This window comes from Allobosea rubneri (assembly GCF_032464875.1).
Taxonomy (GTDB): Bacteria; Pseudomonadota; Alphaproteobacteria; order Rhizobiales; family Beijerinckiaceae; genus Allobosea; species Allobosea rubneri.
In genome coordinates this window covers 1-18975 of the sequence record NZ_JAWDID010000081.1, presented here as the reverse complement: position 1 = coordinate 18975, position 18975 = coordinate 1, and the positions used below count along the sequence as shown (strand labels likewise).

Below are 18975 nucleotides of genomic sequence, written 5' to 3'. Positions count from 1 at the left end.
CGTCCAAGCCAACAAAGCACTCCATCGCTCTTCTCCCTGATCCGCTGGGCTGGATCGGTGGAGCCTAAAGCGCATCGGCCACCGCCGCATCGCATCCGCGACGCGAGCCCAATGGCCCAACCTTTTTTGTTGTTGGTGACAGCAATGGTTCGGCACAGCCTCGGCGAATGCTTGAAGTCAGCGAAAGATGACCTGCCGACCGGAAGTCGATGCGAGGCGCTATAGCGCCGACTCTTTTTAACATCTGCGCCCTATAGAGTTTTTCGACGCAGGCCATCGCTCTCTGCCAGCCTGCAGGAGGCTGCCCGTGAAGAACTTGATTGCCTGGTGGTGCTCGCTGTTCGGCTTGAAAGACAAAGTCTTGATCAATCTTGTGACCGCCATCGTGGCCGCCGGCACGCTGATCTGGGCGGTCTCGACCGTACTGTCCTTCATCGTCGGCATTCTCTTCACATGGACCATCTGGCGCTGAAGCCAACGCAGAGGGAAGACGAAGTCGCCATCTCGGCAGCGAGCGGGAGTGGCGGCCGGAGCGCAGGCTGGCGGCAAGGCCGTTTCAGTGGGCTACATTCCGACACCGCTCCAGCCTTGAGCGTCGCGTCCATCGCATCTTCGGCACGGCCGCGCTTGCTCTCGCGGCGCCGGGCTGGTACCGCAGCGCCGGAGCCGGCGTAGCACAGCGGTAGTGCAGCGGTTTTGTAAACCGAAGGTCGGGAGTTCGATCCTCTCCGCCGGCACCATAAATTCCGCATAGATATCAACGGAATAAGTCACCCCTCACGGAGAGAGTGGCCCGTAATCGTGTTGCACGATTGCGGCGCATTCCGCCGATTCCCGCGTGTTTGCGGGTGTTGCATTTGAGTCCATGCAACACGGATGCAACACGGGGGGGGGGTGAGTCCCAGCCTTCAGCGCCCTAGTTCCGCCTTGCCGTTAGGGTATGCGCGGCAGGCTGCCGCACTGCGAGACCCGCGTGCAGCGGGGCGCCGGACCAAAGGTAAGCACCCAGCCCCGGCCGGCCCGGCGCCCTCCTAAGCAGCCAGCGCTTCATCGTCGAACAAGTACTGCTTGACGATGTTTCTGCTAGCGTCCTCCTGCACGCCGATGAAGACGCGGAACGGCACGAAGTGGAGCTGCTGAGTGTCGGTAGGCGCCAGCACGCCGGTTGCTCGACGCAGGCCAGCGAAGTCACGCTGGCCGCGCTCCTGCCGCGCCTCGTCGCGGTGCTCCAGCGTGAAATTCAGATAGTACGGGCGCAGGTCGAACTCGGCGCCAATAACCTGAGCCTTGCAGCGCAGCACCATGCCCAGCCCATCGCAGGAGGGCGCGTAATCCGACTCGACGATCTCCATCTGGTACTCGCCTGCCGGCATGGGCTGGTAGCCACTGCTGGGGACTGCGTCGGGGTTGTAGCTGTATGCGATGGCGGTCATGGGGTGGCTCCTTGTTTCGCGGTTTCCGTTAATGATAAACGTAAAACATGGAAAACAAGGTGCGTCAACGGAATTCGTTTGTGTTACACGAATTCCATGAAGCAGTTTTCGATTGCCCAGTGCCGTGCCGCGCGCGGTCTCATGGACTGGTCTCAGGCGGAGTTGGCGTCTCACTCAAACCTGAGTGAGAGTACTATTCGCGACTTTGAGAAGCAGCGGCGCATCCCCGGTCCAAACAACCTCGCCGCCATCCGAGCCGCCCTCGAGGCAGCAGGCGTTCAGTTCCTCGACAATGGCGACGTGGCTACCGGCCCGGGCGTGGTGCTGCGCCTACCACCCCGACACGTGGCCACCCAAGGCGAACTGCAGGCCAGCGCGGACGATGCCCGTTTTCAGGCTGCAAGGGCCGTGGATGACGCTCTCAGCGGCACCGACGCCACGGATGAAGAAAAGGCTGCTCGCCGAGGAGCGCTTACGGACGAGCCCGCTGTGATCGGGCGCGCTCGCGGGAAGGGCCGCGGCAAGCTGAGCCCTGACAAATAGTGAGGGATGATGGAAGCTACTTTGGCTTCAAAAGGCGGTCGAACAGTCTTGTTATGGGATTGTGAGGGCTCCGCGGTCGAGCGGGAGGGCTCTGCCTGCCCGGCCAGTTAATTTGCGCCTCGCCGATAACCCTCTCCCGATCGTCCATGCCACGAACTCGGTATTGCGGCTCGCCATCGTCGCTGGTCGGCAATAAGCGCGTGATGACATAGGTTCCTACGGCGTCTTGATCGTGGAAGCCAAAAGCCAGCCTGACTTGGTCGCCTACCTGGAAATTATGAGGCATCGTCGCTCCTTCGCGCTGTCAGCATTCAGAGCTAAGATGCAGATTAGCACGCCGGAGAGCTGTTGAGGGCGATTTCAGCAGGATAGCAGATGATGCGCCCCATGGCCTGACGCCGTGCTATCCTGGAGTCATGGAAAATCTCCCGGCCAACAGGCTCGACATCACCGACGCAACGAACATCGCCCTAACAGGCGGGCCAGCGTGCGGCGCCGTCATCGTGGCCACGCTGGCAGACGGCGCGCCAGTCGAGCTACACCTGACGGCCGAAGCGCTCGCCAGAATAGAGGTACTGCTGGAGGGGGCGCGAATGGCGCAGGCTCGGATTTACGGGCTGCATTGAGCCCCACCCCTTGACCGCGCCGCTACGGGCGGGTGACGCTGCGGAAAATGGGGGGAGAACGTGGCAAAGCTAGTTATCAAAATGAAGGCCTCGGCTACGCGGAAGGCGCTGGCCAAGATGGTGACGGTCGAGAATACGGACGACGGCAAGAAGGTCACCGGAACCAAAAAGCAGGTGAAGGCGTGGGCTATTGAGGAAATCCGGAAGGGCCTCAAGCCCAAATAGCCGCTTCCAGCATCCTGCCCACCGCCATGGCCACACCCTTGCCGCCCTCACCAGACTGGGAGCCGACGAAATGGCTGCCGTTGGTATGGCAGACCATCACTACGGTTATTGCCGTCGTTGCGTTCTTCCGGACTTTGAAGACGACACTGCCACTAGCATGGGTGGAACAACGCGGCCGGGGACCCAACGGCGCTGGCGTAACGCTGGTGGTGCACAACACAACTAACAGGCCCGTTCGAGTCAATCATGTGCGGGCAAAGCGATCGAAAGTTGGCCCAGCCCCCAACGCCCAAATGGCCTGGAGAGATCATCTGTCGGTCGATAAAGAAATTCGCCCAGACGAAAAATTTGCCCTGGATTTCTCGATCTCTTTAGCAGAAAGCAGCTCGCCGACCAAAGAGCGCATAAAGCTCTCCGTCTCCACAATGCGCTGGATTACCAGGAAAAGAACTATGACCATGCCGATCATAATTCCGAGGTATGTCGATAAAAGCCAGTCCAATACATCCTCCGTGAATTAACCGGCCCGCGCCATTACATCCGAGATCACGGGCCGGTTTGCCGCTAAGCGGCGGCTACACGGGAGCGGCTAGCAGCGCTCCCAATTGATCCTCTTCAATCGGGGACAGGCCAGCATCCTTCCCGTCCGACTTCGATTCAACGAAGCCGTCAACAACCTCGTTGAACTGCCACAGCGTCATCGTCCTCATATCGGTGACAGAGACACCTATCGCGCCCGCCGCGCGATAGAATGAGCCGAAGCGGAGTCTGCCTTCAGGAAGCTCCGGGTCCGAGCCGCTCGACTTGCGCGCGCGCTTAAACTGCTGTTCCTCGGGTGAACCGGTAAGGGCAGCGGCGAGCACGATTATTGCCGCCGGAACTCCTAGCCGAAGGTCCATGGTGGCCATGCCGTCGATGAGGCAATCAGCGCTTTCCGCGCCCATCCCTCCGCCGATCAATCCCAGCCGGATTGTCTCCCGCACATCCGCAACGCGCCAGTCGTCGGCTGCAAGTCGCTGCATCAGAACGAAGGGGCCGACGCCCGTCGCCTCCTGCAGTTCCTCCAGCTCTCCGATCGCAAGACGGAGGCGGCGCATGGCGCCACCCCACTCGCACCGAACTACGCCGCTGCGGTTGTCGGGCATCATGCCGCGTCTCTCAGGCAATCCCCGATCATATCCGGCCAGCGATGCACAATCGCGGTATGGATGGCCTGCGGCGTGACCTGCGTCATCTGCAGGAACCCGCCGACTCCGCCGTTGCCGTCCTCGTCGCGGTAGGCGCGCTGGTCTTCGGCGATGGCGATGCCGGCGGCCACGAGATCGTCCGGCATCGCTGCCAGCGGCACAGGAGGCGCTGAGGCATAATCCTTGATCTCCGCCGCATGCCAGCCCCCGCCGTAGGCGGGAGCATTAGTCACGACGTACGCCTCGGCACGACCGCGCTCATGGCTCCACCCGATGGCGTAGAGCTCTATCCCACCATAGGCCCGTACCTCTTCCGGCGCATTCTCCCACGCGATCTCGACTGAAAGCGCCAGGTTCCCGACCAGTTCCTCGAACGAGCGGAAGGTGCGGCCCAGCCGAGGCGCCAGGTCCTCAGCGAAGCCAGAATGTCCGCGGCTGGCAATGACGCAGCTGAGATGCGGGAGCGGTAGCGTCTTGGTCGTGATCGCGGTTATCACGTTCCCATTGTCATTGTCGTAGAGGGCGCCGTCCGTGAGAACGACCGCCGCCTCTTCTGTAAGAAATATCTGAATAGCACTCACTGCTTAAATCCCATCTGAATTGTTCCGATCAGCCCGCCGGGGGAGCCGTTGCTGCCGCTGGTTCCAAAGAAGCCGGCGAGTGGTCCCGAGCCCATGAACGCCGCTTGCAAGGCTGCCCTGGCCAGTTGCTTCACCAGACCCTTCATGACGTCGGTGGCTTTCTCGCCATCGACGACCAAGTCCCCGAGCGAGTCGGTGATGGCGTCGCCAAAAAACTTTTGCGCTTCCTGCGCGTCCTCGAGAGCCTTGCGGACCTCTTCGACCTTCACCTTGGCGTTGGCGTATCCCGTCGCGGCTCGATCAATAGCGGCCCGCATTTCTTCTGTGATCGGGATCGCAGCACGCTTCGCGGCAGTCTCGAGTTCCAGCGCCTCCCGAGCCTTGGCCTTCGCAAAGGTGCCTTTGCCCTCAGTTTCAGCCTCGAGGAGCAACGCCTGACGCCGCTTCTCGCTGGCAACAAGCGCCTTCTCGTAGGAGTCCAACGTGTCCTTGCTGGATCCGCCGCCTCCCTTCCCGTCCTTGCTGCCTGGTACTTTGAAGTCCGCCGCAGAAATCGGATTGATCTTGCCGGCGCCGCCCGGACGAGCCGGGGGCAGCGTGGTTGTGGTGAGGCGGTTGGCATAGTCGATTTCGGAACCGCGAAAGCCGGCCACAGCCTTGCGAGCCGCATCTACTGCAGCCCGCTCCGCAGCAGAGCGCTCGGAGGCAACCGCGTCCCGCCCGCCAGCGTTCGCTGTCCCCATTTCCCGAGCCTGCGCAACGCGAGCGGCCCGTTCATCCTGATATGTGAGCGCTTGGGCGCGCTGCGCGCCGGCATTTGCCCGGGCCAGCTCGCCAACCTTGTCGATGAGCGCCTGGACGCCGTTGACAGCGCCCGCGGCGGCGCTGCCGACGCTGCCGACTGAACCCGCAAGACCATCGATCGCGACGGCAAGCCCCTTTGAAAACCCGGTCGCATTGTCAAACTCACCGGCGGCCTTGGTCAGCTCGTTCTTAAGCTTTTCCATTGCCTGGGCTGAGGTCAGCGTCGCACCGGCCAGCTTATCCTCCAGCAGCGGGGCGCCCGCTTGGATGGCTCTGAATAGCGCCTGGCTGCTAACCTCGCCGGCCTTGACCATCTGCGTCAGCTTGGCGACGTCGCCGCCCGCTTCCTTCATGCCGGCCGCTGCGGCCTGCAAGAGCGGGTATGCTCCATCTAGAAGGCTTCCCCACTCCTCTGCCTGCACCTTGCCGCCTGCGAAGGCCTGCGAGAGCTGAAGGAGAGCGCCCGAGGCTTCTGATGCGCCTTTTCCGGATACGCGCAGCGACTGCGCTACGACGTCCGTAACCTGCATTATTTCGTCGGAGGACGCCTTGAGCGTGGTCTGGGCCTGGCTTACCCGGCCGAAGAGTTCCGCAAGGCTCTGCAAGGGCACGGCGTTTCGCTGAGCGCTGGCGTAAAGCTTGTCGAAGACGCCACCAAGATCGCCGTCCTTGACCCCGGCGACCTTCAGTTGATTGATGATCGTGGTGTAGCTGTCCGCGAACCTGCGAATATCATTCAGCGCCGACCCGACAGCTACACCGGCGAACACGCCGGCGATGCGCTTGCCAAGGGCGCTCAGCGAGCCGCCCACGGACTTTTCCATCTGGCTCGCGCGGTCTTCCAACTGCTTGAACAGGCGAAACGCCTGCGAGTTTTGTCTTTTAAGAGCGTTGCTGAATTGATTTGCTTGAACTTCCAGCAACAGCTGTAGTCGTTCGACGTCAACTGCCATAAAAAAACCTTGTGTCGTGGAAAAGAATCGTCGCGATTTGCGGGCGCAATCACTCCGCCAAAGCGAGAATAGAAATGATCGAAGATAAAGAAGTTCTGGCTGGGTTCGTGGCCAACATCGTGTCAGCCTTCGTTTCGCATAACAGCGTCCCGACTTCTGACTTGCCGGCTTTGATTGCGAGCACCCATTCGGCACTGGCCGGGATTGGTCAGCCTCCAGCACCCGTTCCAGAAGAAAGGCCTGACCCTGCCGTTCCGATCCGGAAGTCGATCACGCCCGATTATTTGATCTGCCTGGAGGACGGCCTGAAGTTCAAATCGCTAAAGCGTCACCTTCGCACGAAGTACGACCTCTCACCGGAGGAGTACCGCGTGAGGTGGAACCTGCCGGCGGATTATCCGATGGTCGCTCCCGCCTATGCGGAGGCGCGCTCAAAGCTCGCGAAGTCGATTGGCTTGGGCCGCAAGGCAGCGACGCCGCCGGTGACAGAGCCCACTACAGCCACGCGTGTCCGAAAGCCCCGCAAACAATAAACGGTTGTTAACCAATCAGTTTATCGATAGCATACGGGCTCCAGCGTTTAGTACAGGAGAGCCCGATGCATCCAATTCTCGTAAAATGTCCTCAGACGGGGCGTGCAGTCGAGACCGGCCTCCGCACCACAAAAGCCAGCTTCGACGCTCTCAGCATTCGGCGAGTACTGATGTGCCCGGATTGCGGGCGCGATCATGCTTGGTCATGTGAGGAAGCGTTCTTGGGTGAAGAGGAAATGCGGGTGCGTGGAGCCCCGAAGGCGGCCTAGTTCGCAGCGACAGGCGCTCCGTCCTCAGTGGCAGGAGCGCCTGCGCCGCCCACCAGGCGGCCCGAATTCACGCTCAGCCCAGTACGGGCGTTCTGGCGGTGTGAAGCCGCGATAGAAGTCCTCCAGATACTGGATTACCTGCGTCCCAATGCGGTGCCATGTCTCCTCCGCGAGAGGCCGCGCGGTGGCTTCGGTTAGGCCGACGCGCTCCAGTTCGTCGAAGTAGTCGCTGCCCATTTCCAGATACCCTGCCCAGGCGGGGATCTCTCCAGCCCGAGCTTTGGATTTCCTATGGCGAACCGGCATCAGCGCCTCGCGCCATAATCGGGCGTCCGCGGTGCTCGCGGCGCCTCGGGAGCATCAACGCCGTCTAAGCTGAGTTCTCTCAAGAGACGGGCGAAGACCACCTTGTTATCGCGCTCGATTGCGATCTCAGGACGCGCCTTCGGTTGGTCGAAGCGGTCCTGATAAGTCATTCCCTGGGCGTCGATGATTTCGCGCGCGGCGGTGATCCTGTCCCAGCTTTCGGCCGCAGAAATGAGCAGTTTGAAGTGATGTTCTTCCAGATCGAAGTCGGAAAGGACTGACTTTACCCATGATTTAGTGGGCTTTCGCAGGTGCTTTGGCACCCGGAAGGCCTGTGGATCCTTGGTGGACAAGGCGTTCTCCAGATTTTTATTTGAACCGGGGCAGGCGCCGCGCGCACCGTGGCATGGCTCCGTTGCGCTGCCTGGGCGGTTCGGAGACTTTCGACCTCCCCCCGGGGGGCCTAGATAGGCCAGCCGGAGGCGTCGTAGCGGATGACCGTCTTGCCGTGGTCCTCGAGCTGGCCGTCGCGGTCATGATGAGGCTTACAAATCGACTCCAGATTGGCCGGGTCGAAGAACAAGGCCTCGTCACCCTTATGGGCTTTGCGATGGTGGACGACCGTAGCCTCGGTCACGATCTCGGATGCAAGGCAGCGAGCGCAAAGCGGTTCGGCAGCCAATTGAGACTCGCGCAACCGCTTCCACCGGGCCAGGCCGTACCAGCGGAGCCAAGGTCGCTTGGTATCGCTCACCCGAGGCATCGGCGCACCTCTTCGCCCTCGACGCTCATCGCCCCGAGCGCTCGGCGGCGGACGGCTACGAACAGGTGCGGCGCCAGACTGACGCGAGGCGGCAGACGAACGTTGACCAGGCCAGCAGGCCCGTCGACCAGTCTGCAGTCATGAAGCGTGATATCGCCAAGCACGAGGTCGAACCTGCGGTCGCCGGTTGGTTCGATCCTAATCAAGTTGCGGCCTCACTGATTCATCGCACCATCGGCGGATTGCCTCGCGCTGTGCGTCCAGCAACTCTTCAACCTCTTCCGGGATATCGCCGGCCCTACGACGGCGCTCGCCCTCAACTGCAAGGGCGACCGCAGAAGCAGCAGCAATCAAGGCGACGCATGCGGCATGGGCGGGGTCGGCGCCGTGGGCCACAAGGCGCTTGGCCTCGTCAGTTACTCTGATCGTGGTCATGCGTTGCTCCCGGCCTGGACGCGGCCACGGGGTTTAGGGAGCCTTGCGGCGCGCAACTCGGCGACTGCTTCCTCCAGAGCCTCGATCCGCTGCTTGTGCCATCTTGCGACAATCAGGTAGCCAGCGTGATGCCGCGCGAAGTCACCATGAGTAAGCGGCGCGCCCTTGTTTTCGATTCCCAAAGAGTCGACGTAGTCTCGGGCTGCTTTCTCAAAAGCAGCTCCACGTTCCTCTTTGGTGAGGTGATTTGGGTAGGAAGGTACTTTATAATCTGTCTTCGATTTCAATTTAAAACTTTCGTGAAAATCTTGTTTTGGAGGCACCAACCGAGCCCTGATGGCTCTTCTGTGCTCTGCTCTCTTGAGATGACGTCGATCGGCGCGCCGGTTCTTGCGGCGATGATCTTGGCGTATTGTTCGTCGATCCAGGCGAGGTCTTCGGCTGATCCGCTTCGCGCGGGATGGAGCAGCACAGAGGCGCCACGTCGGGCTATCCGCTGATCGCCAGCCATGAGGGGCAATATGGCTGCCGATTGGACGTGTGCTCCGAAGGCGACCTTGCGCGTTGCCGGATGCCGGTCGAGCAGTATGAAAAGGTCGATCGCCGCGAGGGCCTCGCCGCCGTACGAGTCGACGTCGATCGTCAGATGTTCGGCGTTGGGCGCCTTGGCGAGGGTGTCGGAGACGCGGCCGACCATCTCCCTGTCGATGTGGTTCCACACCCGAACATAGACACGTCCGGCGAGATCGGGCACTGGCACCCGCGTCTCGGGCACATAGAGGTCAAACAATGCCGATAGCCTCGTCGATGCGGCGGAAGAGCGGCGCGAGGCTAACCATGATCACCGCGCCGGTGTCAGGCATCGCGTCCTGCGGAATCAGGCAGGGGCTGCCACCTCCCTTGCGGGAGAACACTGCGACGAGCGGCCAGTCTTTCGCGCGGTCGACGACCGTGGCGGCCTGGAAAGCCGCGACGTCTGGATTGAGGCCGTGGCCAATCAGCTCGGACATCAACGCGAGGATTCGAAGGCCGCGTCGATCGAAGCGAGGGCGACCGTTGCCTGCGGGCGCGGTGATGATGTCGCGAGCGCGTTGTAGCCAGTTGTTGATCGAGGTCAGCGGCACTCCCGTCAGGCGGGCCGCCTCCCGCGGGGAGAACAGCTTTTCCATATGATGTTCCGTGAAATGTCGTTGGGATGAAAAGAAAACGACCCCGCCGAGGCGAGATCGTTTGAAGTCGTTGCCGGGAGAGCAACAGAAGGGATTTCTCCTCTCCTACTCATAATGGAAAGAACCTGTAAAAAGGGGACGCTAGGCTGCTTCGCGAAGCTCCTTGCGCGGAATGTCGCGCGCCGATATCTTTTCGTATTCCGTGAGAACAGCCGCCAACTCAGCGCATGCATCTCGTAGCGCTTCCTGACCAAGACGCTCTGCCGTCTTGGCTGTCTTTCCGAGCATCTCGCCGATCGCCTCAAAAGACTTGGCGCGATACTCGTCGAGAACCATGACCGTCGCGGGCTTCAGACGATTCAATGCGAACGACATGATCTCACGAGCCTCGCGCCGCTGCGCCACTGTAAGGATCTCCCTGACAGGTGGCGGTGGTGATTTCCGGTCGGTGAAGCGGAGCTTGGACTTGAACGGGACCACTGTCGTGTTGACCGCCCTGTTCTTCTCCCAGAACGTGTGTCGGAAACCGCGCACCGAGCCGGCGCATACGCTCCTGTCCCAGAATTGTTCCTTGCCGCCAGTGTTGTCATGCTCGGCGGCGGCGTCCTTCGGCTCATTGTCGTTGGCCGCGGCGTCGTCCATCTCGTGCGGCGCCTTGCTTGCATCAAAATCCAGCTCGGCGCACTCGTCGTCCTCGCCTTCATCAAGCTTGCGGATCGGGGCTGAGACGTAGTTGAAGGCTGGCCCGTCATTGAACACGAAATCACCGGCACGCACGACGCGCCCGCTATCTTTTGAGCGCTCAATATCGCCGCCGACGATCACACGCCGCGTTCGCGTTTCGCGCTTGCCGTCCCGCAGGATCGTCTCGGGCATCTCCCTGGTCTCGACGCCGTCGAGCATTTTGACTAGCAGGCGATCCGCTGCCGTGTCCGTCTTGGGAAGCCAGTTGGCCTCGTCGCCCTCGTTCGAGGGAGCAATGTATGCGTCTTCCTCATCCTCGTTACCGGCCTCGTACACGAGGTCCGGTGATGCCATCCAGTTCGAGGAAACGGGATCGGCCTCGACGGCCTCCCAAAGCGCAATCCACGTCAGGATCGGGTGGAACTCATCGGCAAGGTCCGCGTGCCGTGGACTCTTTGGCTTGGCCGCACGGCCCCAGATTGCACCGTCAGTTGCTGGCGCGGTCTTGCGCCACTTCTCGACTTCGGCGCGGTGCTGTTCAGGGGTGCGGATATTGTCGTTATGCGCAGTAATCAAGATTGCCTCCCGGGCAATATACGATGGTTACGAAAGCCGCTTTGCGCGGCCATGGTATTGTTGGCCCCGCGACAGCCCAGAGCGGGCCGCTGGTGGCGATATCGAAGTATTGGGTAGGTGGATGGCGGAAACGCGAAGAAACCCGCGCACGGCCTTCTCTGCCCTAATGTCACGGCGGGCCGAGTTGATGCCCTACGGACGTCCTACAAAATTTAGTCCCGAAGAGCGCAATTCGTCAAGGAATGGTGTCTGCTTCCGATCGCGGCACGATATATGGTAGGTAGATGTAACCCGCGGGGAAAAGTTTCAAGGCGTGGGGTAACGCCTTGTTACTGCTTTGCTAATCGCCGCTTTGGGGTCGATCTGCTTCCCTAAAAAAATCAAAACCTGACTTTTAGTTGCGCATGGCTCCACGGCAGGTCCGGCTTTTTTGGGCTCATCAAAAACCAACCGACGCCCCCGGTCGGATTTCGAATTTTGCGGATGAACCTTTTTTGCTACGGCGCCGGTGCTCGTTCTGTGTCTCCGATGATTGGGATACGCCGCCCCCCTAGAGCGCGTGGAGAGGGGCTGTCAGTGCGGTTGCTGCCCTACGAATATCCTTGCTATTCGCCATGAAAGGGCGCCTGCTATAAGCGCAGTTGTCTCCTTGCTTATGGATATGACCGCGTGCGGCACAATTGATGCCGCCAAGCGGAGACACTTAATGATCACCGGAAATGGCTACTTAAACCTGCCTGATGGGCGCGGCGCCGATGTGTCTTATCAGTTCTCCAGCGAATACGACGATCAACGAGACGGTTACTTGTTCTTTGAGACGGAAGAGTTTGACGACGGCCTGTTTGGCCATCGAATGAGACTGGACTGCGATGACGGCAGCGCCGTCCTCGTTGTGGTGGTCAGCCGAAGTGACCGGCATCTGGCGGTCGCGGGGCGCCTGATATCTGCTGACGAAGCTTTAGCGGCTTAGTCTGACGGCGCCTGCATTCTCCGAAAGCCAGGTTTGGCAGTGAGGGTCTGATGTTCAAGCGTGTGGATAGGCTGCGATATCTCCAGATGAGGGCGCGTGCGGATGAAAGGCGAAAACGAGCAAAGAGAGACGCTCGTGATCTGATGCTTCAGAATGCGAAGATCATTCTGGACGCGGAAAACGATAATGCACCTGCGGCGCCTCCGCGCCGGACGCTCATTTGACGTTTCTGAAATCAATCGACGCCCCGACCGTTCCGCTGGCCGGTGCTGACGGCAAAGGCCGCGTCGGGGCGTCCTAGCGTGGCTCTCGTTGGCGGTGTGCAATGTTGCGCTCCGTTACCGTTGATGGCGCCTTGGGCGCTCGTTGGGTTACCCCCGTTGGGCATGTCATTTGATGGTCCAGCGGCACTATTTTTGCGCTTCCCTGATTTGCTTTGCCTATGCCGTGTCGTTCCGAAACGCTGTGTATCGCGCGGGGCCAACATGCCGACGAGAGGCCGACCCACTTCAAATCATGCTGAGGCGACAGTTCACTTGCTATCGGCTTTTTTCTGCCTGGATGGTCAAACCCGGCAGGGTCAACGACTTCGGGCAGCTATCGAAGGCCTGCTAGCAGAGCTTGCGTATGCTGAGCGGCCGGCGCCCCCCTCGAATGTCATTCCGTTCTGCCGGCGAGTATCTGAATAGTTTGGGCTGGAACCAATTGCCCCGCCGCGCGTAGGCTGCCCGGGAGGGGCGGCTATGCTGATAACTGAACGCGTGTGGGGCGTCCTGCTCAGGGTCGCGATCGTTGCTGTGCTGGGTGTTGGCGTTCTCCTGCCGATGGTCTTTTTGCGCTAGTCCTCGCGCGCGCCATGCGTGATCGCGCGCGCGTGAGAAAAACTGTGTTAGCGCTCAAGCTCGACTACCGGGCCGTTCCCGTCGTTGGCGGCGGGAGAGATAGGGGCGCCCCCCGGGGTATCTCGCTCTGATCAAACTCGACGTTGAGACATGGTGGCGTCGATAAGTGCCAAAAGCTCCTGCGAGATCGCATACGGTCGCCCGGTCCCGTCGTTAAATTCGAACCGGCAATCAATGAGCCCAGATCGATTGAGATCTCCGACCTCAATGTATTTTACTGAGTTCAGGTTGATGCGGGTGCCGTCCGGTACGGTGATGAACATGGTCTTTCTCCAAAGGGTGGGGGTAAAAGCTCGCGCGCGAATGCGCTTGCATTTTTGAGGTCAAAAATCAGGGGGTGGCGCTATGGCTCTCGAAACATGCACCCACCCTTTGTTTAAAATATTGATTTATTTGGATAATATTCTAATAAGATAGGGGTAAAGGCATACGCAAAGGTATGTGCAAAGCCATGCTCAAAGGCATGTGCAGAGAATCGACCAAAGTCTGCTCATCGCCGATTCCTGTACATGCCTTGCAACGCCTTTCGCCATGCCTTTCGACACGTCTTTGCTAACGCCCAGACGGCCCGCCTGGGATCGGCCTCGGGAGCCGGGTGAGTCCCTCGGGCCTATTGGCAGTCGTCCACCATCGCCGCGCGACCTGACCAGATAGGACACGCGCCTCCCCGTAGACGCATTCGTCGCTCTCGATGAACTGGCCGAGGATGTCGCCCAATGTCTTGCTATCAATACCGCCTCGCAGTTGTGCGATCAGTTTCCCTTGCGCCAGTCCGTCACCAGCGCGGCGGGCGATCATATTCCGCACCTTGAGGTACTGCGCCTGCCGTTCGCCGTCCGCGATGTTGTCGCGCGCGCCTGCCAGCATTGTCCGATACGACGCGTCAGCTACCTTGTTGGCCCATGCCTGGATTTCGGTGGTTATGACCGGCTCGCCGGGGTTCACGCCGACAGCCACAATGAGTGCTAACCGGCCCGCATTCTCAGCGACACGCATCAGCACTGGCCGCATCTCGGGATCGGTGCGGGGAGCCTCGGCACGGATTGCATCGTCAAACGTCTCGAAGACTTCCTCGGCACGTCCTCGATATCGGCGGGACGCCGAACCTTTGCCGGCAGGCGTGTGCCGCCGTCTATGACGATGAGACGGCCTAGCAGCCCCTCACTGATGTTGCCCGCGCCAAGGGCTGCCCAGAAGGTCGAGGGCGTGGTCACGCCGTGGATGGAGAAACAGGGCGCTAGGACGGTAGCGTCCTTGCCGGCCGACTTTTCGGCGCCAGCCCAAGCGCCTGAAGCCGCGCCCGTGAGGCGCATCATGGCGGAGACGATGCCGGCCTTGTGGGTTGCCGCGTTTCGGGAGGTGCGCTCGGCCAACCACTTGCCGAACTCGTCGATCGAGGCGAGCACCGACGGATGCTTCCGCAGGCGCGCGGCTAGCCCCTCGGGCGAGGCCGGATCCGCATCAAGAAAGGTCTCGGCGATCTTCGCGCCGTTCGGCCCAGCGCCGGCAACAATGCGGGGCGCGCGCAGGGTCAAGTCCTTGCCCATGCCGGACTCGGCCAGCCCGACTAGATAGATGTTCGTGCGCAGGCCGGTCGGGCCTTTGTAACGACGGCCCGCTAGGGCGGCGGTCAGCGCTAGCGCCGACACCATGGCGAGCGGTGGCGAGGGAAAGCGTGATGCTGAGACGATGAAACGTGCCATGTCGCCGACGAATCCCGGCGGGTAGCAAAGCTCGGCAGGGAGTCCGTCAGCGGACGCCTCCGGCATAGGGATGTTGTCGTTGGCGGGCTCTGCGGCAGGTTCCGGCGCGCCCGTCATCAATCGCTCGATGCGGACCTGCGCAGCTACGTCGCCGCGCATGACTGCGGCATTCCTCTCGGCGCGCAGCGCAGTGAGATCAATTGCGGGCATGTTCACGGGCGCACTGCCTCTCGAATTCGATGGTGGCGGCTTCGGCGAGCTTTCGGGCAAGCGGGCCGGTGAAGAATGCAGACGGCTCGCCGAAGGCGCGCGGCGGCTGGATGCGGTAGCTGCCGTCCGGCTTCCGGCGAAGCTGGACGTTGTTGAGCATCACGTCTGGCGTGACCTGCACTGTGAAGGACGCGACAGTTACAGTCGGTCCTGGCCCGCCGTGATCGACGGGCCGCATATGGGTGATCTGCATCAGATCCTCTGGTTGATGGAATTGCCGCGCGAGGCGGTGGGTAGTGACTGCGGAAATCGAAGACTTTAGAAAGCCGCGCCGGCTGGTCAGGCCGCCGCCGTAAAGAGCCAGGGATGCGAGGACGGGTCGGGCCTAACCACCCTGTGACCTAGCATCTCCATGACATCCAAGATTGCGTCTGGAGTCCGGCGGCTGTCGGCCTCGATGAGCTTGCGGGACAGCGCAGTCAGCTTCGGCATCAGTTCCCAGGCCAGCAGGTCTTCAACCGCGTCCACCGCCGCAATCAACTCGTCGTCGGGCTCACCAGGCTCGCACCCCGTGCCGGCCCAATCGGTATCCGACATGCATGCCGGATCAGTCATGAGCCCGGGCCAGTATTCATAAGCCGGCCCGTGAGACTTCCAGACTTCCTCCGCCACCATCCCGGCAACAGCGATCATACGATGATGATTGGGGTCTGAAGGCGGTTCATACGTCGCCTGCCCGAGGTATGATTTTTCAGTGTGGATGTCGTCGGTGGGGTTCGGTCGGATGTGTACGCCCAAAACTTCGAGGCCGAGGTGCATCGCGATGACAGCATGTCCGGCCTCGTGCACTGCCGCCATTCTACGGTCGCGCGCGAGGATCCGATGTTTCCTGAAGGGGTAGCGCATCACGCTGCCCTCCGCGCGCGGGCGGACTGCTCTTGCTCAGCAATCCAGGCGAGCAGGGTGCTCTTACGGGCCGCCACAGTCTCCCCGATCCGGAACACCGGAAGGCGCCCCGTCGAGACCGCATGGTAGACCGCGCGCCTGGGTAGCCCCAGAAAGGACGCCACTGCCGCGGCGCCGTAGAGCGTGTCTGACGCGATATTATCGTTGTGTGATAGCAACTTAGATCCTCCCAGAAAATAAATGCGAAACAGGGGTTGACAGGGTTGTGTGAATGTCTGATAGTAGGTGTAGCGGAGAGGCTTTCTTATTGTACCCGTAATTTCCGCATGTTCCACAAAAATGTGGCTTTTTGATGGCGGTTACGCTCGCTCCGCCTGTGTCGTCTTGTTGCGCGCGTGCCGAGGTGTTGCACATAAACCGAGCGTCGGTTAGCGGTGGCTGATGGCCACACTCCGCAAGCGCACCCTCCCCTCCGGCAAAATCGTATGGCAAGCCGACTACCGCGACGGCGGTGGTAAGCGCCGCCATAAGCAATTCACGCTCAAGAAGGACGCAGATGCCTTTCTGCTCGGCGCGCTTGGCGAGGTCCGAACCGGACAGCATGTCGCGGCCAGCGCTTCCGTCACGGTCGCCAAAGCGGCTGAGGCGTGGCTCGCACACGCGGAGAAAATCGGCCGCGAGAGGGCAACCGTTCGGCGATACCGGGATACTTACGAGAAGTATGTCGCCCCTCGCATGGGCGGCACGAAGCTCACGGCGGTTACGGCGCCGTCCGTACAGAACCTGATTGATGACCTCACGGGCACGATGTCCCTGTCGTCGCTGAAGAAGGTAAAGGGCGCGCTCGTCTCGCTCTTCAAACATGCTGTGACGCGCGGGCAGGCTGCGATCAACCCGGCCCGTGATGTGATCCTGCCGGACAACAAGCGCACAGTGACTCGCCCGGAATATCCGACCAAGGCCGAGCTTCGCTCGATCATCGAACACGCCCTGCCCCGCTGGCGTCCCTTCTTCCGGCTGGCGACCGTGACGGGAATGCGGGCATCGGAGATGCGTGGTCTGCTTTGGAAGGATGTCGACGTGGAAGGCGGTGTCATCCACGTCAGGCGTCGAGTGGACATGTACAACCAGTTCGGCCCGCCGAAGTCGAAGACCGGCACGAGAGACATCCCGATTTCGGAGGCGACGGTTGCCATGCTGGTGTCGTGGCAGAAGGAGTGCCCAGCATCCGAACTGGGTCTCGTCTTCCCGACGCTGGAAGGAGCCGTGACATCGCACGCCAACATTCAGCACCGGGCGTTCTGGCCGGCGCAGATACGCGCCGGCGTGTCCACCGACACCGGGGAGAAGGACAAGAAGGGCAAGGCCGTCATGGACGCGAAATACAGCCTCCACGCCCTCCGGCACGCAGCAGCCGCCCTGTTCATCGAACAGGGGTTCGCGCCGAAGAAAGTCCAATCCTTGATGGGGCATGCCAGCCTCCAGATGACCTATGACACGTACGGGTATCTGTTTCCGAGCGAGGACGACGACAGGGCAAAGCTCGCAACGATGGAGTCCGCGCTGTTCGGCTAATTCCGCCAGCGGCGACCCCTTACATGCAACACATGTGCAACACGAAATAGAAATAAGATAACGATTTCAATGTGAATTAGCGGTTTTGTAAACCGAAGGTCGGGAGTTCGATCCTCTCCGCCGGCACCATGCTCCCCGGTTCATGCCGGAAAACCCCAGGCTGAACCCGGCGATTTTGCAGCGCGTGCCGATTTCCGGCGACATTCCTGTGCCTGCAGTTTTGGCCAACGCGCTGGCGTTCGCGCAGCCCTGAAATCCTTGCAGGATCATCCCTGATCTCGCGCCGCCATTGCCGGTCGGGAGAGCGCTTTCGCGTGACAGTTTCCAGCCCTTGCCGCGCGCCTTCTGTATCGAAATTATGGCGCAGCCATCTTTTCGCCTTGTGCCAAATCTAGATGCACCGCCGAGACGGTTCGGTCAGACCAGGATTTGGTGACCTGAGCTTCCATTCCCCCTTGTAGAGTAGAGCATGCGTCGCGTTGTTTTGGCTGCACTCGTTGCGGCATCCGTACCCGTTTACGCCCAGGCGAACACCACCATCGACAAGGTCTCATTTCAACCGCAGGTCAAAGGACTAGCCTGCCTCCAGCCGGAAACCCTGGCGATGATCAAGGAGCTCGTTGCCCAGATCGGCCCGATCCAGATCACCTCGACCTGCGGCGGCCGCCATGCAAGGCGCTCCCAGCACTATCGCGGCAACGCCATCGACTTCAGGCCGCTGGCAACCTCGACCCGCAAGGCCGTCGCCGTCGCCAAATCCCTGGCGAGCACCGGCGGCATAGGGTCCTATTCGAACGGGCTGATCCACGCCGATGTCGGCGATCGCGAAATCTCCTGGTACGGCCATAAGCGCGCCAAGAACCGGGTCGCCTACGCCGCCCGCGGGCGTTAGCGCCCAAGTCCGCAGGTCCGCGAGCGCTCTCCCCAAGATGAGGGTTTGAAGGTCTCTTGGCTGCCGTAAAAAAGCACAGCTCGTCCCGGGCGCCGCAGGGAGACCCGGGATCCATGCCTGAACCTCTATCGGCGACGCTCCGGATTGAATCCCGGATCTCCGCTGCGCTCCGTCCGGGATGACCAAGCTGAGGAGCTTGGATCAGCCCCTCAGAACCTGACCTCGAACCTGCCCTTGAGGGCATGGTCCCTGGTGCGCTCGCCGATCGCGGCGGAGTAGGCGATGCCGACGGTCGTCGCCTTGCTGATGCGCCAGTCGAGCCCGGCCTCGGCGACGAGGGCGTTGCGGTCGATCTGGGCGGCATAGACCCGGGCCGGGGTGATGCTGGCGACGAAGGCGGTTCCGGCCTGCGGGGTGAGGTCGCCAAAGCCGTAGCGCCAGCCGACGAGGCCGCGCGCGAACAGCGGCATCGCCCCGAGCTGCGCCTCGGCCCGCAGGCCGAGCGTGGTGAAGCCGAGCGACTGGTCCTGCGAGGCGACCCGCAGCGCCGCCGCCCCGCCCTGCTCGATCGCTGATCCCGAGGAGACCCGCAGCAAGGCGAGCTGGGCGAAGGGCTCGAGCGCAAAGCCCTGGAAGCGGAAGGCGTAGCCGAGCTCGGCGAAGGCCTGCAGCACGTCGGTGTCGCGCTCCGAGCGCAGCGTGTTGCCAAAACCGCGGATCAGGACCTGGC

General features: G+C 61.4%; 27 protein-coding genes and 1 tRNA gene. 10 read left to right on the top strand and 18 right to left on the bottom strand.

The window, feature by feature from the left end; all coding sequences use genetic code 11:
- Positions 1-307: 307 nt before the first annotated feature.
- Complete coding sequence (locus tag RKE40_RS27835) at positions 308-472, top strand: hypothetical protein (protein ID WP_316021412.1); 165 nt, start codon at positions 308-310, stop codon at positions 470-472.
- 193 nt (positions 473-665) lie between these two features.
- Positions 666-740: transfer RNA gene (locus tag RKE40_RS27830), tRNA-Thr, on the top strand.
- A gap of 291 nt (positions 741-1031) precedes the next feature.
- Here RKE40_RS27830 and RKE40_RS27825 read toward each other — a convergent pair.
- Positions 1032-1433, bottom strand: a complete 402-nt coding sequence (locus RKE40_RS27825) for a hypothetical protein (protein WP_316021411.1) — start codon at positions 1431-1433, stop codon at positions 1032-1034.
- A gap of 96 nt (positions 1434-1529) precedes the next feature.
- Here RKE40_RS27825 and RKE40_RS27820 point away from each other — a divergent pair, with 96 nt between their 5' ends.
- The 4 genes from RKE40_RS27820 (at position 1530) to RKE40_RS27805 (ending at position 3348) form a co-directional block, all read left to right on the top strand.
- The gene (locus tag RKE40_RS27820; RefSeq protein WP_316021410.1) at positions 1530-1976 is read left to right on the top strand and encodes a helix-turn-helix domain-containing protein; all 447 of its coding nucleotides are present in this window, start codon (positions 1530-1532) and stop codon (positions 1974-1976) included.
- Between the two features lie 416 nt (positions 1977-2392).
- A complete protein-coding gene (locus tag RKE40_RS27815; protein WP_316021409.1) occupies positions 2393-2602 on the top strand; it encodes a hypothetical protein in 210 nt (69 codons plus the stop codon).
- Positions 2603-2662: 60 nt separating this feature from the next.
- Complete coding sequence (locus RKE40_RS27810; protein ID WP_316021408.1) at positions 2663-2827, top strand: hypothetical protein; 165 nt, start codon at positions 2663-2665, stop codon at positions 2825-2827.
- Positions 2828-2853: 26 nt separating this feature from the next.
- Positions 2854-3348, top strand: a complete 495-nt coding sequence (locus RKE40_RS27805) for a hypothetical protein (RefSeq protein ID WP_316021407.1) — start codon at positions 2854-2856, stop codon at positions 3346-3348.
- A 54-nt stretch (positions 3349-3402) separates the two neighbouring features.
- Here the strand turns inward: RKE40_RS27805 and RKE40_RS27800 are convergent, their stop codons facing one another.
- Genes RKE40_RS27800 through RKE40_RS27790 form a run of 3 tightly spaced genes read right to left on the bottom strand, consistent with a single transcriptional unit; the run spans position 3403 to position 6352 of the window.
- Entirely contained in the window at positions 3403-3975 is a 573-nt protein-coding gene (locus RKE40_RS27800) for a gene transfer agent family protein (RefSeq protein WP_316021406.1), read from the bottom strand.
- Positions 3972-4595, bottom strand: a complete 624-nt coding sequence (locus RKE40_RS27795; RefSeq protein ID WP_316021405.1) for a hypothetical protein — start codon at positions 4593-4595, stop codon at positions 3972-3974. Before RKE40_RS27795 ends, RKE40_RS27800 begins: the two co-directional genes overlap by 4 nt.
- The gene (locus tag RKE40_RS27790; RefSeq protein ID WP_316021404.1) at positions 4592-6352 is read right to left on the bottom strand and encodes a tape measure protein; all 1761 of its coding nucleotides are present in this window, start codon (positions 6350-6352) and stop codon (positions 4592-4594) included. The genes RKE40_RS27795 and RKE40_RS27790 overlap by 4 nt, the downstream gene beginning before the upstream one ends.
- Positions 6353-6426: 74 nt before the next feature.
- Here RKE40_RS27790 and RKE40_RS27785 point away from each other — a divergent pair, with 74 nt between their 5' ends.
- Positions 6427-6885, top strand: coding sequence for a Ros/MucR family transcriptional regulator (locus RKE40_RS27785; protein WP_316021403.1), 459 nt, complete (start codon positions 6427-6429; stop codon positions 6883-6885).
- 574 nt (positions 6886-7459) lie between these two features.
- Here the strand turns inward: RKE40_RS27785 and RKE40_RS27780 are convergent.
- The 7 genes from RKE40_RS27780 to RKE40_RS27750 form a co-directional block, all read right to left on the bottom strand.
- Complete coding sequence (locus RKE40_RS27780) at positions 7460-7813, bottom strand: hypothetical protein (RefSeq protein ID WP_316021402.1); 354 nt, start codon at positions 7811-7813, stop codon at positions 7460-7462.
- Positions 7814-7923: 110 nt separating this feature from the next.
- Positions 7924-8214, bottom strand: coding sequence for an HNH endonuclease signature motif containing protein (locus tag RKE40_RS27775; protein ID WP_316021401.1), 291 nt, complete (start codon positions 8212-8214; stop codon positions 7924-7926).
- Between the two features lie 207 nt (positions 8215-8421).
- The gene (locus tag RKE40_RS27770) at positions 8422-8658 is read right to left on the bottom strand and encodes a hypothetical protein (protein ID WP_316021400.1); all 237 of its coding nucleotides are present in this window, start codon (positions 8656-8658) and stop codon (positions 8422-8424) included.
- Positions 8655-8945: a hypothetical protein gene (locus RKE40_RS27765; RefSeq protein WP_316021399.1), complete on the bottom strand. Its 291-nt coding sequence runs from the start codon at positions 8943-8945 to the stop codon at positions 8655-8657. The genes RKE40_RS27770 and RKE40_RS27765 overlap by 4 nt, the downstream gene beginning before the upstream one ends.
- Positions 8942-9448, bottom strand: a complete 507-nt coding sequence (locus RKE40_RS27760) for a Clp protease/crotonase-like domain-containing protein (protein ID WP_316021398.1) — start codon at positions 9446-9448, stop codon at positions 8942-8944. The genes RKE40_RS27765 and RKE40_RS27760 overlap by 4 nt, the downstream gene beginning before the upstream one ends.
- Entirely contained in the window at positions 9441-9827 is a 387-nt protein-coding gene (locus RKE40_RS27755; protein ID WP_316021397.1) for a hypothetical protein, read from the bottom strand. Before RKE40_RS27755 ends, RKE40_RS27760 begins: the two co-directional genes overlap by 8 nt.
- A gap of 141 nt (positions 9828-9968) precedes the next feature.
- Positions 9969-11087: a hypothetical protein gene (locus RKE40_RS27750; RefSeq protein WP_316021396.1), complete on the bottom strand. Its 1119-nt coding sequence runs from the start codon at positions 11085-11087 to the stop codon at positions 9969-9971.
- A gap of 706 nt (positions 11088-11793) precedes the next feature.
- Between RKE40_RS27750 and RKE40_RS27745 the strand changes: the two genes are divergently transcribed.
- Positions 11794-12057 (top strand): hypothetical protein, encoded by a 264-nt coding sequence (locus RKE40_RS27745; protein WP_316021395.1) that lies wholly within the window; start codon positions 11794-11796, stop codon positions 12055-12057.
- A gap of 973 nt (positions 12058-13030) precedes the next feature.
- Here the strand turns inward: RKE40_RS27745 and RKE40_RS27740 are convergent.
- From RKE40_RS27740 to RKE40_RS27715, 6 genes are all read right to left on the bottom strand, one after another.
- A complete protein-coding gene (locus RKE40_RS27740) occupies positions 13031-13222 on the bottom strand; it encodes a hypothetical protein (protein WP_316021394.1) in 192 nt (63 codons plus the stop codon).
- 289 nt (positions 13223-13511) lie between these two features.
- Positions 13512-13961, bottom strand: coding sequence for a hypothetical protein (locus RKE40_RS27735; RefSeq protein WP_316021393.1), 450 nt, complete (start codon positions 13959-13961; stop codon positions 13512-13514).
- Positions 13955-14878, bottom strand: coding sequence for a hypothetical protein (locus tag RKE40_RS27730; protein WP_316021392.1), 924 nt, complete (start codon positions 14876-14878; stop codon positions 13955-13957). Before RKE40_RS27730 ends, RKE40_RS27735 begins: the two co-directional genes overlap by 7 nt.
- Positions 14859-15125 (bottom strand): hypothetical protein, encoded by a 267-nt coding sequence (locus tag RKE40_RS27725; RefSeq protein WP_316021391.1) that lies wholly within the window; start codon positions 15123-15125, stop codon positions 14859-14861. The genes RKE40_RS27730 and RKE40_RS27725 overlap by 20 nt, the downstream gene beginning before the upstream one ends.
- 86 nt (positions 15126-15211) lie before the next feature.
- Positions 15212-15781, bottom strand: coding sequence for a hypothetical protein (locus RKE40_RS27720; RefSeq protein ID WP_316021390.1), 570 nt, complete (start codon positions 15779-15781; stop codon positions 15212-15214).
- On the bottom strand, positions 15778-16113 hold the full coding sequence (locus tag RKE40_RS27715) for a helix-turn-helix transcriptional regulator (protein WP_316021389.1): 336 nt from the start codon (positions 16111-16113) through the stop codon (positions 15778-15780). The genes RKE40_RS27720 and RKE40_RS27715 overlap by 4 nt, the downstream gene beginning before the upstream one ends.
- 106 nt (positions 16114-16219) lie before the next feature.
- Here RKE40_RS27715 and RKE40_RS27710 point away from each other — a divergent pair, with 106 nt between their 5' ends.
- Together RKE40_RS27710 and RKE40_RS27705 are read left to right on the top strand one after the other, a co-directional pair.
- Positions 16220-17353, top strand: a complete 1134-nt coding sequence (locus RKE40_RS27710; RefSeq protein WP_316021388.1) for a tyrosine-type recombinase/integrase — start codon at positions 16220-16222, stop codon at positions 17351-17353.
- A 469-nt stretch (positions 17354-17822) separates the two neighbouring features.
- Complete coding sequence (locus tag RKE40_RS27705) at positions 17823-18245, top strand: hypothetical protein (RefSeq protein ID WP_316021387.1); 423 nt, start codon at positions 17823-17825, stop codon at positions 18243-18245.
- A 209-nt stretch (positions 18246-18454) separates the two neighbouring features.
- On the opposite strand, the gene RKE40_RS27700 is transcribed toward RKE40_RS27705, so the two are convergent.
- Positions 18455-18975: autotransporter outer membrane beta-barrel domain-containing protein (locus RKE40_RS27700; protein WP_316021386.1), on the bottom strand; the 521-nt coding region annotated here is incomplete at its 5' end.

Coding starts and splice junctions, on each gene's coding strand:
- RKE40_RS27710 (WP_316021388.1), top strand. CDS start 16,220: ATGGCCACACTCCGCAAGCGCACCCTCCCCTCCGGCAAAATCGTATGG.
- RKE40_RS27805 (WP_316021407.1), top strand. CDS start 2,854: ATGGCCACACCCTTGCCGCCCTCACCAGACTGGGAGCCGACGAAATGG.
- RKE40_RS27800 (WP_316021406.1), bottom strand. CDS start 3,975: ATGATGCCCGACAACCGCAGCGGCGTAGTTCGGTGCGAGTGGGGTGGC.
- RKE40_RS27745 (WP_316021395.1), top strand. CDS start 11,794: ATGATCACCGGAAATGGCTACTTAAACCTGCCTGATGGGCGCGGCGCC.
- RKE40_RS27705 (WP_316021387.1), top strand. CDS start 17,823: ATGCGTCGCGTTGTTTTGGCTGCACTCGTTGCGGCATCCGTACCCGTT.
- RKE40_RS27820 (WP_316021410.1), top strand. CDS start 1,530: ATGAAGCAGTTTTCGATTGCCCAGTGCCGTGCCGCGCGCGGTCTCATG.
- RKE40_RS27755 (WP_316021397.1), bottom strand. CDS start 9,827: ATGGAAAAGCTGTTCTCCCCGCGGGAGGCGGCCCGCCTGACGGGAGTG.
- RKE40_RS27770 (WP_316021400.1), bottom strand. CDS start 8,658: ATGACCACGATCAGAGTAACTGACGAGGCCAAGCGCCTTGTGGCCCAC.
- RKE40_RS27815 (WP_316021409.1), top strand. CDS start 2,393: ATGGAAAATCTCCCGGCCAACAGGCTCGACATCACCGACGCAACGAAC.
- RKE40_RS27785 (WP_316021403.1), top strand. CDS start 6,427: ATGATCGAAGATAAAGAAGTTCTGGCTGGGTTCGTGGCCAACATCGTG.
- RKE40_RS27740 (WP_316021394.1), bottom strand. CDS start 13,222: ATGTTCATCACCGTACCGGACGGCACCCGCATCAACCTGAACTCAGTA.
- RKE40_RS27790 (WP_316021404.1), bottom strand. CDS start 6,352: ATGGCAGTTGACGTCGAACGACTACAGCTGTTGCTGGAAGTTCAAGCA.
- RKE40_RS27825 (WP_316021411.1), bottom strand. CDS start 1,433: ATGACCGCCATCGCATACAGCTACAACCCCGACGCAGTCCCCAGCAGT.
- RKE40_RS27725 (WP_316021391.1), bottom strand. CDS start 15,125: ATGCAGATCACCCATATGCGGCCCGTCGATCACGGCGGGCCAGGACCG.